Source organism: Arthrobacter sp. 754 (genome assembly GCF_040548695.1).
In the GTDB taxonomy this organism is placed as follows: Bacteria; Actinomycetota; Actinomycetes; order Actinomycetales; family Micrococcaceae; genus Arthrobacter.
This window is the reverse complement of the sequence record NZ_JBEPSC010000006.1, coordinates 192,275-207,006: the sequence shown is the minus strand read 5'-3', so window position 1 is coordinate 207,006 and position 14,732 is coordinate 192,275. Positions and strand designations below refer to the sequence as shown.

Annotated in this window: 11 protein-coding genes; all 11 read right to left on the bottom strand. The window is 66.6% G+C overall.

Annotated features, from left to right (window positions below):
• Window position 1 precedes the first annotated feature (1 nt).
• Window positions 2–1,312, bottom strand: coding sequence for a M18 family aminopeptidase (locus ABIA70_RS17675; protein WP_354148882.1), 1,311 nt, complete (start codon window positions 1,310–1,312; stop codon window positions 2–4).
• Window positions 1,313–1,322: 10 nt separating this feature from the next.
• Complete coding sequence (locus ABIA70_RS17670) at window positions 1,323–2,222, bottom strand: intradiol ring-cleavage dioxygenase (protein WP_354148881.1); 900 nt, start codon at window positions 2,220–2,222, stop codon at window positions 1,323–1,325.
• 70 nt (window positions 2,223–2,292) lie between these two features.
• Window positions 2,293–3,195: an ABC transporter permease gene (locus ABIA70_RS17665; protein ID WP_354148880.1), complete on the bottom strand. Its 903-nt coding sequence runs from the start codon at window positions 3,193–3,195 to the stop codon at window positions 2,293–2,295.
• Window positions 3,196–3,198: 3 nt separating this feature from the next.
• On the bottom strand, window positions 3,199–4,143 hold the full coding sequence (locus tag ABIA70_RS17660) for an ABC transporter ATP-binding protein (protein ID WP_354148879.1): 945 nt from the start codon (window positions 4,141–4,143) through the stop codon (window positions 3,199–3,201).
• A 160-nt stretch (window positions 4,144–4,303) separates the two neighbouring features.
• A complete protein-coding gene (locus ABIA70_RS17655) occupies window positions 4,304–5,800 on the bottom strand; it encodes a bifunctional phosphatase PAP2/diacylglycerol kinase family protein (protein WP_354148878.1) in 1,497 nt (498 codons plus the stop codon).
• Window positions 5,801–5,840: 40 nt separating this feature from the next.
• The gene (locus tag ABIA70_RS17650; protein WP_354148877.1) at window positions 5,841–7,034 is read right to left on the bottom strand and encodes an MFS transporter; all 1,194 of its coding nucleotides are present in this window, start codon (window positions 7,032–7,034) and stop codon (window positions 5,841–5,843) included.
• Window positions 7,031–7,804 (bottom strand): DeoR/GlpR family DNA-binding transcription regulator, encoded by a 774-nt coding sequence (locus ABIA70_RS17645; RefSeq protein WP_354148876.1) that lies wholly within the window; start codon window positions 7,802–7,804, stop codon window positions 7,031–7,033. Before ABIA70_RS17645 ends, ABIA70_RS17650 begins: the two co-directional genes overlap by 4 nt.
• Before the next feature lie 184 nt (window positions 7,805–7,988).
• Entirely contained in the window at window positions 7,989–9,671 is a 1,683-nt protein-coding gene (locus tag ABIA70_RS17640) for an ABC-F family ATP-binding cassette domain-containing protein (RefSeq protein ID WP_354148875.1), read from the bottom strand.
• 44 nt (window positions 9,672–9,715) lie between these two features.
• Window positions 9,716–11,704 carry a penicillin-binding transpeptidase domain-containing protein gene (locus ABIA70_RS17635; RefSeq protein ID WP_354148874.1) on the bottom strand — a complete coding sequence of 663 codons (1,989 nt, stop codon included), beginning with the start codon at window positions 11,702–11,704 and terminating at the stop codon, window positions 9,716–9,718.
• Window positions 11,705–11,754: 50 nt separating this feature from the next.
• The gene (locus tag ABIA70_RS17630; RefSeq protein ID WP_354148873.1) at window positions 11,755–13,200 is read right to left on the bottom strand and encodes a phytoene desaturase family protein; all 1,446 of its coding nucleotides are present in this window, start codon (window positions 13,198–13,200) and stop codon (window positions 11,755–11,757) included.
• Window positions 13,193–14,659 carry a glycosyltransferase family 87 protein gene (locus ABIA70_RS17625; RefSeq protein ID WP_354148872.1) on the bottom strand — a complete coding sequence of 489 codons (1,467 nt, stop codon included), beginning with the start codon at window positions 14,657–14,659 and terminating at the stop codon, window positions 13,193–13,195. The genes ABIA70_RS17630 and ABIA70_RS17625 overlap by 8 nt, the downstream gene beginning before the upstream one ends.
• Between the last annotated feature and the right edge of the window lie 73 nt (window positions 14,660–14,732).

Genomic DNA, 14,732 nt, shown 5'->3' with positions numbered 1-14,732 from the left:
GTTACGCCGCCGTGCGGAAGAACAGCTCCGTGGCTGTGGCCAGCCGGTGCGGGTCATCCACGCCGCAAAGCTCCCGGGCGGAATGCATCGAGAGCAGCGGAACGCCGACGTCGACTGTCCGGATCCCCAGGCGGGTGGCGGTCAGCGGGCCGATGGTGGAGCCGCAGGGCATCGTGTTGTTGGACACAAATTCCTGATAGGGAACGTTGGCCTCACGGCAGAGCCGCGCCCAGAACGCCGCACCGTTGGCGTCGGTGGCGTAGCGCTGGTTGGCGTTGATCTTCAGGAGCGGGCCGCCGTTAAGGACGGGATGGTTGGCTGGGTCGTGCCGTTCGGCATAGTTCGGGTGGACGGCGTGCCCTGCATCAGCGGACACGCAGAACGACGCCGCCAGCGCCTGCCGCCGTTGGCTCACCGACGCGCCCAGGCCGTCCGAGATCCGTACCAGCACGTCTTCGAGGACAGGGCCGCATGCTCCCGAGCGGGAGTTCGAGCCGATTTCCTCGTGGTCGAACGCCGCCAGGACCGCGATCGGAGCGTCCGCGGCCGTTGAGCCCGCGCCTGACGCAGCCGAGGACGCGATCAGCGCCGCCAGCCCCGCGTGGGTCGCTGAAAGGTTGTCCAACCGCCCGGAGGCGAAGAACTCACCGTTGGCCCCGAAAACCGCGGGCGCCTGCGTATCCGCAATGACGACGTCGTACCCGCCGATCAGTGCAGGATCGACCGAAGCGCCGGGCACATGCGACGCCAGTACGGAAAGCAGGTCAAAATCGGCGGGGTTGCCCAGCCCCCACACGGGGTTCATGTGCCGCTGCTTGTCCAGGGTCAGGCCGTCGTTAACGGCGCGGTCCAGGTGGATGGCGAGCTGGGGGAAGCGCAGCATCGGCCCGGTAGCCGTCAGGTGCTGCGTGCCGTCAAGCATCACCAGCCGGCCGGCAAGCTGCAGCTCCCGGTCCAGCCAGGAGTTCAGGAGCGGTCCGCCGTAGACCTCGACGCCGGCCTGGAGCCACCCGTGCGCGCCGGTGGTTGGCTTGGGCTTGAGCTTGAAGGACGGCGAGTCCGTGTGCGCGCCCAGGATGTTGAACCCTGTGGTGGGCCCTGCAGCATCCGGAACCACCCAGGCGATGAGGGCCCCGTCCCGGACTATGTAGAACCGGCCGGCGCCGGCGTCCCAGGGCTGCAGTTCGTCCAGGCGGGTGAAGTCCGCCCCGTCCAGCCGCCGGGCGGCTTCATGGACGGCATGAAAGCTCGACGGCGACGCGCTGACGTACGCGCCAAGGTCCTGGATGTGGTCTGCGGCGGGTGAAGGCATGGTTCCGAGTCTAGATGGTCACGTTGAGCCCTGCCGTGTAGCCGGCTGCGGCCGATCCTGTCATAGTCGCGAGCTGGTAGATGCCGCCGTCGTCCCGGAAGACATTGTCGGACTGCAGGGTGGTCCGCTTCATGTTGGTGACGCTGGCCTCGTAGCCGGGGGTGGCATAGACGTCGTCGCAGGCGGCCTTGGTCAGCGCAATCTGGGACACCGCCAGCACCTGGCCTGCCGCCGTCGCGTTGCTCATCGATTCGAAGACCTCGAAATGGATATGCGGCCAGCGTCCCGAATAGGCGCCAGGAAAGACGGACGTAAAGGTCACCTGCCCGTTCGCATCCGCCTCCTGGACGCCGCGAAGGTAGTTCTCGCCCTTCAGGCCGGAATCGTAGAGCGAATACCGCCCGTCCCGGTCGCAGTGCCAGGCGTATACCGCGGCGCCGGCGAGTGGAACACACCCGTTGGCGTTGTCCAACAGGGTCAGGGTGAAGGTCAGCGGAACACCCTCTGCCTTTGCCCTGCCTGTTCCGAAGCTGGTGGTGATGTCCTGACGCACCACCCCGGAGGCGGTCAGCACATTGGGGCCGTTGGAGCCGTCACCGGGGTAGGGACCTGCCGTTTCCGCGGGAATCTCAACCCCGCATTCCGCGATCGCCCGGGTGAGCGTTGGCGATGCGGAGGGCGTCGCCGTCGTCGCCGCAGAAGTCGCGGCAGCACTGGCGGTGGCACTTTCGGTGGCGGCCGACGTCGTCGTGCCGGCTGTGCTGCCCGGCCCCGTGGGGGTGCACGCCGCCAGGGCGGCAACGGCGCCTCCGGCGCCGAAGAACATGCCGAGCGAACGGCGGCTCATCATGGTGGAGAGATCAAACTCAAGGCCACGGTCATGGTTGGGATGGGGAACACGATTGGTCATGTTCCCCATCCAACCCGCCGCGCCTATCCCTTGCATAGGCGGTTCCTGTGAGGACCCTGTGTGCTGTTTCCTAGACGTCGCGTTTCTTCAGCACGAGCGCGGCGAGCACCAGCGGGACGACAACCCAGGCGCCGAGGACCAGGGCCGCCTGCCAGGCCTCAAGTGTGTCAGGTACGTGCTGCACCGCGGTCATGGGCTCCACCGTGTTGCCGGGAAGGTACTTGCGGGTCTGGACGAAGAAGTCGCCCGGAATCAGCTGGAAGGCGATGGGAGCGACGAAGAACAGGCCCACCAGCGTCATGATGCCGCCGGCGGAGTTGCGCAGCAGCGTGCCGAGCGCCATGCCAATGGCAGCCACAGCAGCCACATAGGCACTGTTGATCAGCAGCATCTTCACTGACTGCGAGCTGGCAAGGTCCAGCTTCAGGTCGTAGTTGTCAAGGATCGGCACGGACACCAGGCCGGCGATGTACACGGAGACCGCGGTGACAATGAACGCGGTGACCATAACCACCAGCAGCTTCGCCACGAAGGCCGGCGTCCGCTTCGGTACTGCGGCGAAGGTGGAGCGGGCCATCCCGGTGGAAAACTCCGAGCTCATCAGCAGCACGCCGAGGGAGCCCAGGATCAGCTGGGCGAAAGCGATGCCGGAGGTGGGCACACCGACGGCGATGTCTCCGCCCTGGGCGGCAAAGGCAGCGGCAGCCTCGGGGTCGTTCAGCGCCTGCTCGGAGAACTGGCCGGTCCCCCACGCGGAGAGGGCACCGAAGCCCACCACAACCAGGACCGTGCAGCCGAGGAGGATGACTGTGGAAAGGAGGGTGCGGAACTTGATGAATTCCGAATTGAGTACTCGCGGGAACGAGGGGCCGGGGCCCGCGCTGGTGCCATCGCCCGGCAGTTGACCTGCCCGTGCCGTGCCGGCGTGGGCGCCGCCGCGGGAGGGCTTGGGTTCGAGGGTGGTTGAGCTCATGGCTTAGTTTCCTCCGGCCTGGACGGGAGCGTCGGCGCCCGTGGTGATCAGCGAGTGGTATTCGACCTCATCCTTGGTCAGCTCCATATAGGCTTCCTCAAGGCTGGCCTGCAGCGGGGTTAGTTCGTAGATCATGGTGCGGCTCTCGAGCGCGGTCCGGGCGATCTGCCGGGGATCCAGGCCGGAAACCTCAAGCAGTTCATGGTCCTTGAGCTCCACGGCTACACCCTCGCCGGCCAGCAGGCGCATCAGCTGTTCGGGCTGGTCGGTGCGGACCCTGGTGCGGATCCGGCCCTTGCCGTTGATGATGTCCTTGATCGGCGCATCGGCGATGATCCTGCCGCGGCCGATCACGATCAGGTGGTCTGCGGTGAGCGCCATTTCGCTCATCAGGTGGCTGGAGAGGAACACCGTGCGGCCCTCGGACGCCAGATACTTGACCAGGTTTCGGACCCAAACAACACCCTCCGGGTCCAGGCCGTTGACGGGCTCATCCAGGATGACGGTCTGCGGATCGCCGAGCAGGGCGGCGGCGATCCCGAGCCGTTGTCCCATGCCGAGCGAGAAGCCACCCACCTTCTTCCTGGCCACCTCCGTGAGCCCTGTCATCTCAATGACTTCGTGCACACGTTTTTTTGGAATGCTGTGCGTGGCGGCCATGGCCAGGAGGTGGTTGTACGCCGTGCGGCTCGTGTGGACGGCCTTGGCATCGAGCAGCGCACCGACGTCGCGGAGCGGAGCGGCGTGCCGGGTGAACGGTGCACCGTTGACGGTGACCGTGCCCGACGTCGGCCGGTCCAGTCCCATGATCATGCGCATGGTGGTGGACTTACCGGCGCCATTGGGGCCGAGGAAACCGGTGACCCGGCCGGCCTCGACCGTGAAGTTGACTCCGGCGACGGCGGTCTTCTCACCGAAAACCTTTGTCAGGCCTTTTGCCTCAATCATGGACGTGTTCCTTCGAATGGCAGCGTGGCGGCCGCGGGATGCGGGATGAGTGGCTGGTACTCTCCACGCTACCGACGGCCGGCGCCCATTTCGTCCGTTTCAGGGATGAATCAGGGTCCAATCAGGGTTTGTCGAACGAAAGTATCAGGGCCGGGAGTTCTCACGTCCGGGGGGAGTAGTAAGTCAGGGCCTGCCGTTCCACCCGGATCCGCACGCTGCGCACTCCCGCCACCGCTTCGCCGTCGACCGCCAGAACCATGGGGGACCCGTCCGCCTCGATCCGGACCTCCGAGGTCTCCCTCAGGTGCGTGATTCTGGACGTCGCCACCGTGCCGGTCAGCACCGACCACAGCAGCCGCAGCCGGGCGAGGCGCTCGTCGGCCGTGATCATGCGGACGTCCAGCACCGAGTCGTCGAGCACTGGCCGCAACAGCGGCGCGTGGTCCCGGGGATAATAGCGGCCCCGCCCCACATAGGCGATCCACACCTTGTGCTTCACACCGTCCACCGTCAGGGTGGTGGGCGTTCCCGCGGCGAAGGTCCGGAACATGGCCACCACACCGGCAAGGGGTTTGCCGAGGGCGGGCTGCAGCTGCTCCCGCCGCCGCACCAGGTTGGGGTAAAGGCCGATGCTCGCCGTGTTCAGCATGATGTGTTCCGCAGTCTCCGGGTTACCGGCCAGCCCGCGTTCCACTGTGACAATGCCAACGTCCGCCCGGGCGGCCTCCCCGCGGGTTGCCGCCGTCACTGCATCCTGGAGGGTCCCGGTTCCGGCGTCGCGGGCGAAATGGTTCAGCGTGCCGCCGGGCAGGACCAGCAAGGGAAGGGATCGCTCGACGGCGGCAGCGGCTGCGGTGCCCACGGTCCCGTCGCCGCCCCACACGCCCAGGGCCACCGTTTCCGGGCGGCCGACGATCTCCAGGATGGCCTCTTCAAGGGACTCGTCAGGTTTGACCGTCTCTATATGCGCCTTGGGGAATACTTCCTGGAGCGCTGCCGCGGTCTGCTCGGTGAAGGATCCGCCCAGGGTGTTCACCACAATGCCGAGGCCCGCGCCGTACTGGAGTTCGGGTGCGTCTGTCCAGCTTCGGGTGGTGGGCGGAAACGGGGGACGGACCGGCCACCACTTCCTGGTGATCAACGCCGCCCCCGCACCGATGGCCGATCCGAAAAGGACATCGGACGGCCAGTGGGCTCCGGTATGCACCCGGGAATAGGCGACGCCCGCGGCCATTGGCGCCAGCGCAGCCCCCAGGGCAGGCTGAATGATGCCCGCACCCACCGCGAACGCCACGGCTGAGGCGGAGTGCCCGGACGGCATGGAGGAACTGGTGGGCTGCGGATGGACGAACCGGAAGACCGGCAGGTGCTCCGGGAGCGGGCGGGTGCGTGGGAGCAGGGTCTTGAACCCGATGTTGGTCACGGCAGATGCAACCGCCTGGGCGATCAGCCCGTGCAGCGCAGCCCGGCGTGGCTTTCCGGGAAAGACGGCCATCACTGCAGCGGCCCCCATCCACAGTTTGCCATGATTGGCGGATGCGGACAGGCGGCGGAAGAACGTGTCGTGGCCGCCGCTTGGGAGGGAGGACACCCTGCGGACCAGGTGCCGGTCAAAGCGGGTGATCAGCCCTGGTCCCTTGCGCCATACTCTGTGCATCTCCCCACCCTACTGCGCGGGCGGGTGGGGCCTGGTGAAGCTACTTGGCGGCGAGCGGCTTCGCGGCGCCGGCAAGCAGGAGGGCGACTACGATCGGCGCCAGGATGGCCAGCAGAGCCAGATGGATTCCCGTGAGGTCGCCCAGGTAGCCCAGCAACGGCGGCCCGGCGAGGAACGAAATATAGCCCAGTGTGGACACCACAGAAACCCTGGCGGCGGCATGCTTCGGGTCGTCGGCGGCTGCGGACATTCCCATGGGGAAGGCCAGCGCCGCGCCGACGCCCCACAGGGCAGCTCCGACACCGGCCAGCCACACGTTTCCGGCGAGCACGAACAGGCCTAGCCCGGCAGCCGCCGCAGCCATGCTCGCGCGGAGCACTGCGACGCGCCCGTAGGCATCGATCACGCGGCCGCCGAAGAACCGCATGGCCGTCATCGCCAGGACAAACAGGGCAAACATGAGGGCACCGGTGGATTCGGACGTGCCCAACCCGTCAACCGTGGCCTTGGCGATCCAGTCGTTTCCGGCGCCCTCGGTCAGGGTGGCACCAAGGACCACAACACCTACGAGCAGGGTACGGCCGTCACGCCAGGCGGATCCCTTCGGTGCCACGGGTTCACCGTCGGCAGGCGCTGCCTCCGGCAGGTGGGGGAGGAAGTAGCGGGGGGCGACCAGGGCAACGATGACCACAACGCCGGCGATGACCAGCAGGTGCAACGGAAGGCCGACACCGACGCTCGACAGCCCTGCGCCGATCAACGCCCCGACAAAGGCCCCGCCGCTGAAGGCAGCATGGAACTGGGGCATGATGGTCCGCCGCAGCTTGTGCTCCACATCGGCGCCCTCAATGTTCTGGGAAACATCCCACAGGCCAATGCCGATGCCGAAGAAGAACAGGGAGATGGCCGTGCCCACCACCGATTCGCCCGACAGGGAGAGTGCAATCCCGACGCCGGCCAGTGCTGCCAATACCCCGGCGAAACGTACCGCGTTGGCGGTGCCTATCCTTCCCACCACAAGTCCCGCCGTCGGAAGTGCCAACAGCGAGCCGATGGCCGTGCAGAGGAGCAGCGTGCCCATCTGGCCGGAGGTCAGGTGCAGCGTTTCAGTGACGGCAGGAATGCGTGCTGCCCAACTGGCAAAAACGAAGCCGTTGACTCCGAAGACCACAAATGTGGCGGCGGCGGCTGCCCGGAGGGACGGACCGGCCGAGGTACTGGTGTTGATGCTCATGCTTTGACTACTTCCACCGGGAGTGCGTTGAGGTGCGCGAGTTCTTCCGCACTGAAATCCTTGTCCGTCACAATTACGTCCACCGCATCAAGGGCGGCCACCATGGCCACCGCTGTGGCATTCCACTTTGACCCCGCAGCGGCAATAATCAGCCGGGCCGCCGATTCGAGTCCTGCCCGCTTCACTGCCGCATCCTCAAGATCATGGGCCAGGAGCCCGTCCTTGAGGTTCAGCGCACAGGGCGTGACAACTGCCGTGTCGAAACGCAGCGAGCGGATGTTGGCTTCGGCGAGCGGGCCGCGGAAGCAGAGTTCCCCCGGGATCAGGCTGCCGCCGGGCAGAAGCAGCGCGGGGCGATGGCCCGCCTCGCCGGCGTCGCCGGTTACCGCATTGAGCGAGGGCAACGACGTCGGCATGAGGGTCAGTTCCCGGCCCTGCAGCGCCCGGGCAATCTCGGTTGCCGTGCTTCCTGCATCCAGCCAGACATGTTCCCGGTCCTTGAGCAGCCCTGACACCGCCGCTGCAATCCGGACTTTGACGTCGTGGTCTTCAAGTTCGCGCTGCCCGTAACCGGGGTTCTCGCCGCGGCCGATCAGGCTCCTGGCACCGCCATGGACCCGGCGGAGGACTCCGTTGGCCGCGAGCACCTCCAGGTCGCGGCGGATGGTGGCACCCGACGCGTCACAGGCTGCCACCAGTTCATCCACGGTCACCTCAGAGCGGTGCCGCAACAGCTCACCGATCAGCCTGTGCCGCTCGTCAGTCTTCATTGTCTGTATGCTAGCAATTTTTGATCACTTAATCATTTCCATGATCACCTGACCCGACGCTCTGGCACTTCCTGCAGTCAGATCCCCATCGCTCTGGCACTTCCTGCGCCAAAACCGCAATCGCTCTGGCACCCGGTGCCAGAGCGTCGGCCCAAAACGTGCAGGAAGTGCAAGAGCGTCGAGGCTAGCGGGCGCGCTGGACGCGCTTCTCGTCCCAGACCGGCTCGGGGGACTCGTACACGCGGCCGTCGGAACCGAAGACCAGGAAGCGGTCGAACGTGCGGGCGAACCAGCGGTCGTGGGTGACGGCCAGAACCGTGCCCTCGAAGTGGTCGATGGCCTTTTCCAGCGCCTCGGCCGAGTGCAGGTCCAGGTTGTCGGTCGGCTCGTCGAGAAGCAGGAGCGTGGCGCCGGAAAGCTGCAGCAGCAGGATCTGGAACCTGGCCTGCTGCCCGCCGGAGAGGGATTCGTACTTCTGCTCGGACTGGCCCGCCAGGCCATAGCCGTCCAGGGCACCGGCGGCAGCCTCGCGGCCAAGCCCGGACCGGTGTTCGTCGCCGCGGTGCAGGATCTCCAGCAGCGTTTTGCCGAGAAGGTCGGGCCGGACGTGGGTCTGGGCAAAGAAGCCGGGCCGGATGCGGGCGCCGAGTTTCACGGTGCCTTCGTGCGGCACTTCGGCGATTTCGACGTCGGAGACGGGGACGTGTTCCCGTTCAGGGTCCGTGCCACCTGTGGCGAGAAGACGCAGGAAGTGGCTCTTGCCGGACCCGTTCGAGCCCAGCACAGCTACGCGGTCGCCGAACCACACTTCGGTCGAGAACGGCTTCATCAGTCCGGTCAGCTCAAGCTTGTCCGCCACGATGGCGCGTTTCGCGGTCCGGCCGCCCTTGAGCCGCATCTTCACGTTCTGCTCAATGGGGAGAGCCTCCGGCGGGCCGATCTCCAGGAACTTTGCCAGCCGGGTCTGGGCCGCGTGGTAGCGGTTGGCCATGTCGGAGCGGAAGGCCGCCTTGTTCTTGTACATGTTCACGAGTTCCTTGAGCTTTATGTGCTCCTCGTCCCACCGCTTCCGCAACTCCTCGAACCGCGCGTTGCGGTCCGCACGGGCCTCCACATACGAGCCGAAGCCGCCGCCGTGAACCCAGGCCCCGGCGCCGTTGATGCCGGGTTCGAGGGTGACGATGCGTCCCGCCGCGTTGTTCAGCAGTTCGCGGTCGTGGCTGATGAAGAACACAGTCTTCTTGGACTCGTTGAGCTTGTCCTCGAGCCACCGCTTGCCGGGGACATCGAGGTAGTTGTCAGGTTCGTCCAGGAGCAGGAGTTCGTCGGGTCCGGCGAAGAGGGCCTCAAGCACCAGCCGCTTCTGCTCGCCACCGGAGAGGCTCGACGCCGGGCGGTGCTGTGCACGGTCAAACGGCAGTCCGATTGCGGCCATGCAGACCTCGTCCCAGACGGTCTCCACGTCGTAACCGCCGGCGTCCCCCCAGTCCACAATGGCCTGCGCATATCGCATCTGGGAGGGTTCGTCGTCGTGCTCCAGCATGGCGAGCTCAGCCTCGTCCACTTCCCTGGCCGCGGCGGCCAACGCCGGCGGTGCAGCGGAAACCAGCAGGTCGCGCACCGTGGATTCGTCCCGTACCTGGCCCACGAACTGGCGCATGATGCCCATGTTTCCAGAGCGTCCGATCACGCCTTCGTCCGGTACGAGGTCCCCGGAAACGATCCGGAACAGCGTGGTCTTTCCGGTGCCGTTGGGGCCGATCAGGGCAGTTTTGGTGCCGTCGGGGACTTTGAACGTCACTCCGTTGAGCAGTTGGGTGCCGTCGGAAAGGAAGTAGTCAATACCGGAAATGTCTATGTGGGCCACGCCAACAATCTTCCCACGCCCGGCTGCCGGCGCTCTCCGGCGGGTCAGCCGGCTGCGGTCAGGAACTGCTTGAGCAACGGCCCCGATGTGGTGGCGCCGAGCCCGCCGTCCTCCACGAAGACGGCCACCGCGAGGTCGCCGTGGACAGCAACAATCCACGCGTGCGTCTTGGGCGGGTTTTCGTTGCCGAACTCTGCGGTTCCGGTCTTGGCCCCCACGGGCGCCCCCGGAACACTGGCCAGGAATCCGGCGTGGCCGGAAGTGACCACGGCCCGCATCATGTCGGACAGGGCAGCCGCCTCTGCGGCCGTGATTGGCTGGCCGGAAGCCTGCGCCGGCGCTTCGGGCGTAACGCTCGACGACGGCGCCGCGGCGTCCGCCGTCGGCTCACCGGGGGTGCCTCCCTTGGCGGCTCCGGCGTCGGGGTTCAGCACAAGCTGGGGCGAGACGGGGGACCCCTTGGCCACGGATCCGGCCATGATGGCCGCGGCAAGCGGGGACACGAGGACCTTGCCCTGGCCGATCATCGAAGCGGCGTGTTCAGTTCCCGTGGCTTCCCCGGGCACTGAGCCGAGGAAGGCGACGGCGCCAAGTGACGGCGTCTCGACGGCGACACCCATGGCAGTCGCCGCAGCCTCGAGCTGAGCCTGGGATACCGAGTCGCGGGCTGCGATGAAGGCGGTGTTGCACGAGTGGGCGAAGGCGTCGCGGAGGGTGACTGAGCCCAGTGAGCTTTCCGGGTAGCCTTCCGCGTTCTTGAAAGTCCGGCCATCCACGGTGAGGGTGGGGGTGCATTCCACTTTCGAATCAGGGGTAAGGCCGTTGCGGAGCATCGCGAGCGAGTCCACCATCTTGAAGGTCGATCCGGGGGCGTACTGCCCGAGCATCGCCGTGTTGTAGCCGTTGCTTCCGGGGCCCGACGCTGCCGCCAGAACGGCTCCTGTTGAGGGGCGCAGGGCAACAATGGCCGACGCCGGGCCCACCCCTGCCAGAGTGCTCTCGGCAAGCGCCTGGAGGTTCGGGTCCAGTGTCGTTTTCAGGGGCGTTCCGGGCGTGGGCGCGACTTCGAACACCACGCGGCGGGGATCGGTTCCCGCCGCCTGGATCTGTTCGCGGGTGAGGTCGGCCCGCTGCGCGCGGATCACCACGGCGTCCGTGCCGCGAAGCTGGGCGTCGTACTGCTGCTGTAGTCCGCCGACGCCGGTCACGTCTCCGGCGGTGAGGGCGCCGGCCGAGGCTTCGATCTGTTCGGCGCTGGCCTCACCCACAGTGCCGAGCACTGCCCGGGCAAAGGTCCGGCTCGGCGCCAGGGGCTGGGTTGCCGGAATGGCGCGGGCTCCGGCAATGGCCTGGATCTGCTGATCCGTAATAGTGCGGCCCTCTTCGCGGAGGGTGATGGCTACGACAAACGCTTCGGCACCGGAAGCTGCAACCTGCTGGGCGTAGGCAGCGGGATCCACCCCCACCAGTTGAGCCAGCTGGGTGGCTGACGCCGCCGGATCCGCAGAGCCCAGCTGCGGCTTGTCGATCCCCACGTTCACCACGGGGCGGTAAGTGACCAGCTTCGCGTCGCCCGCGCCAAGGATGTCGGCCCGCTGCGGTGATTGGCTCCCCTTGCTGAGGATTTCGTTGTCCGCGAGTCCCGGCACGAGGGACGCCGGGTTCCATACGGTCAGCCACTTGTCACCGGACTTGGTGAGTTCTGCAGAGACCGTGTACTTCCACTCTGCGGAGGAAATCTTCCAGGTGTAGTTCAGCGGGACGGAGGCCCTGTCGCCGTCAAGGGTCAGCTCCCCGGCCACTACGGCCGGCCGGTCGGGCGCCAGGGCCTTGAACACGTCCTGGACCTGTTGCCTGGCTACCCCCGAGTCCTTGCCATCAAATGCTACAGAGCCGACGTCGAGGGCGGAAAGCGCGGCCGCAAATTCTTTCGCTGCAGTTTCGGCACCTCCCCTGCCGTCGTCGCAGGCAACCAGCGAGGCGCCGAGGATGAGTCCAGCTATGGCAAGTGACAGTTTTTTTGAGTTCCCCACGGCGCTATTATGCCCCGTTTCGGAATGCGCTTGCTGCTACCGTGCAGGGGTCAGGTCTGGAGCCCCAGCGCCGGGACTGTGCGTCCGAATATGTCCTTCAAGGCATACTTTGCGGCGAAGAAACCCGGCATACCCGTGACGCCGGGGCCGGGCGGCGTGGACGACGAGCAGAGGTACACCCCCGGCAGCGGCGTCCGCCACGGAACAGGGGACACCACGGGCCGCTGGAGAAGTCCGCGCATGTCCATGATCCCTGCGCTGAAGTCGCCGCCGACGTAGTTCCGGTTGTAGCTGGCAAGACCGGCCGCGGTGGTCACATGGGTCTGCACCACCACGTCGCGGAAACCCGGTGCGAAACGCTCCAGCTGGGCGGTCACGGCCTCGCCCATGTCACGGGTGGAACCGGCCGGAACATGGCAGTATGCCCAGAGTATGTGCCGTCCTGCGGGTGCCCGGCTCGCGTCAAAGCGGGAGGGCTGGGCGACCAGCACGTAGGGGCGCTCGGGGTACTTCCCTGCGGACACCTCGTTCTCTGCCTGCGCCACCTCCGCACGCGTGCCCCCTACGTGGACTGTTCCGGCGTCGGCGAGCTCTTTGGCTGCCCACGGGACGGGCCCGGACAGGATGAAGTCCACCTTGCAGGAACCGTTCCCGTAGCGGAACGACTCCAGAGCCGTCCTGTACTTCCCCGGCAGTCTGCCGCCGGCGATGTTGAGCAGTCCCTGTGGCGCTACATCCAGCAACGTTGCGCGGGCACCGCGCAGTTGTTCCAGGCCGTCGATCGGTTCACCGGTGTGGATTACCCCGCCGTGGGCCCGTATGTCATCTGCCAGTGCCGCCGCGATTGCGGCCGAGCCACCCAGTGGAATAGGCCAGCCTTGGGCATGTGCCAGCGCTGTCAGCATCAGGCCTGCCCCCGCGGCTGCCAGCGAGGGCAACTGCGAGATCGCATGGGCGGCCACACCGCTCAGCAGGGCAGGCGCCAGTGGCTCCCTGAAGCGTGCGTTCCATAGCGGCGAACCCTGTTCCAGCGTCCGTATCCCGAAAAGGGCCGCTGCAAGGGGCTTGCGGGGGAGCCGCAGGAGCTGGTGCTGGGTCAGCTCCATGACGCCGTCGATTCGGCTTACCAGCGGGCCAAGAAGCCTGCGGTAGGCCGCACCGTCCCTTCCCAGGCCTTCAACCGTCCGCTCCAGGGAATGATAGCCGAGGGCTGCCCGGCCGCCGTCGAGCGGTGATCCAAACGCGAGTTCAGGGACCACCAGCTCTATTCTCCGGGCAAGCTCGAAGGCCTGAAAGAAGGGCGACGCCAGTGCCATGGGATGCACTGCCGAGCAGATGTCATGGAGGTGCCCCGGCTGCATCAGCTCGGCCGTGCGTGTGCCGCCGCCGATTGTTTCGGCCGCTTCAAAGACCTCCACGGAGAGCCCGGCCCGGGCCATGACAGCGGCGGCGGCAAGGCCATTGGGCCCGGCCCCGACGACGGCGACGTCAGGCATGTTTCTTCTCCCGCCAGGGAAGGACCGCCCGTGAGGGGTGCCGGGGACTGAACCGCAGCCAGTCGGGCAGCCCCTCAAACGGGCCGCCTTGCGGGTCATCGAGGTCGTGGCGACGAATGGGGTCGTAATTGGGGTCGTAGATGTCCCACACAACCCGGAGCATTAGATATGCCGTAGCGAGCATATGTGCCGCGACCGCCAGGACATAGTAGGGCATGTCAATGTTGTGCTGCGATGTCCCCTGGCTGGTCACTTGGCCAAGGTACATCCAGATCGCGGCCCAGTGAAAGCCCTCTATGCCCTGCCAGATCAGGAAGTCCCTCCAGCGCGGCCTTGCCAGGGCAAGGAGCGGGACGAGCCACAGCACAAACTGGGGGGAGTAGACCTTGTTCGTCAGCACGAAGGCCGCGACGATCAGGAAAAGCAACTGCGCCAGCCGGGGCCGGCGTGATGCCGTGAGGGCCACCACGGCTATCAGGACGCAGCCGAGGACAAAGAGTGACGCTGCCAGCCAGTTGATGGTCCCGGCATCCGGAACGGGCCAGCGAAGGCGCCGGGCCACCAGGTTGTAGGCGAACCAAAGCGATCCGTACCCGGCGTCCCGGGTCTCGGGGAACCTGACGGAATGACCCCAGCTGGAGGGATTGACGACGGCAACCGGGGCATTGACGGCCAGCCACGTAGCTGCCGCTGCGGCTGAGGTCACCAGGAAGGGGCGGATCCGCCCGGTACGCAGCGCCAACAGGAGGATTGCGCCCAAAATGAGGACGGCGTAGAGCTTCGAGGCCGCGGCAAGACCGATCAGGATGCCGGCCAGCACCAGTCTGCTGCGCGAGAAGAACAGCATGGCCAGGGCCAGGAAACCCACTGCCCACATGTCCCAGTTGATGGTCCCGGCCAGAACGATCCCCGGAGCCAAAGCAACCATTGCCCCGTCCCACGGACGCCGCCGCGACATCCGCGCCGTGGCCAGCACGGTGACGATCCAGACAGCCGCGACCAGGGTGGCATTGGTGTCGAAGTAGCCCAGGACCCGTGCGTCCGTGACACCATCGCCGGGGATCAGCCACGCAGTTGCGCCGGCAATGAATCCCACCAGGACCGGATCGTCAAAAGGGCTTCCCTGGCTCAGAAACGGGAACGAGCCCTCGCCCAGTCCGCGGTTCCGGAAGTACTCCGGAAAATCCGAGTAGCAGGTGGAATAGAACTGGCCCGGTGTCTCCCAGCCGTTGGCGCGGCAGTAACCCTTGATGGCGAGGCCCGTCAATGCTGCAAGCACGGTCAGGATGATCAGCACGCGTTCCACCGTAAACACGCCGGGGGAGACGATGCCCGGCGCCGACCTGGCGCCCATCGGTCCGCCAATCAGCTCCGTGAAGTTCCTCAGCAGCAGGTCACTGCGGCTCGGGACAACCAAACGGGCACGCCGCGGCTGTCGCGGCGGCTTCGTTTCCTGCATGATTCAGAGCTTACCGGGATGGTGCGCGGGGAGACCCTGAAATGGGCTCCGGGCAACCGCGGTTCCGGCTTCA

Excerpts from the sequence above, each read along its gene's own strand:
- ABIA70_RS17655 (WP_354148878.1), bottom strand. The coding sequence starts at position 5,800 with ATGCACAGAGTATGGCGCAAGGGACCAGGGCTGATCACCCGCTTTGAC.
- ABIA70_RS17645 (WP_354148876.1), bottom strand. The coding sequence starts at position 7,804 with ATGAAGACTGACGAGCGGCACAGGCTGATCGGTGAGCTGTTGCGGCAC.
- ABIA70_RS17665 (WP_354148880.1), bottom strand. The coding sequence starts at position 3,195 with ATGAGCTCAACCACCCTCGAACCCAAGCCCTCCCGCGGCGGCGCCCAC.
- ABIA70_RS17660 (WP_354148879.1), bottom strand. The coding sequence starts at position 4,143 with ATGATTGAGGCAAAAGGCCTGACAAAGGTTTTCGGTGAGAAGACCGCC.
- ABIA70_RS17670 (WP_354148881.1), bottom strand. The coding sequence starts at position 2,222 with ATGACCAATCGTGTTCCCCATCCCAACCATGACCGTGGCCTTGAGTTT.
- ABIA70_RS17650 (WP_354148877.1), bottom strand. The coding sequence starts at position 7,034 with ATGAGCATCAACACCAGTACCTCGGCCGGTCCGTCCCTCCGGGCAGCC.
- ABIA70_RS17630 (WP_354148873.1), bottom strand. The coding sequence starts at position 13,200 with ATGCCTGACGTCGCCGTCGTCGGGGCCGGGCCCAATGGCCTTGCCGCC.
- ABIA70_RS17675 (WP_354148882.1), bottom strand. The coding sequence starts at position 1,312 with ATGCCTTCACCCGCCGCAGACCACATCCAGGACCTTGGCGCGTACGTC.
- ABIA70_RS17625 (WP_354148872.1), bottom strand. The coding sequence starts at position 14,659 with ATGCAGGAAACGAAGCCGCCGCGACAGCCGCGGCGTGCCCGTTTGGTT.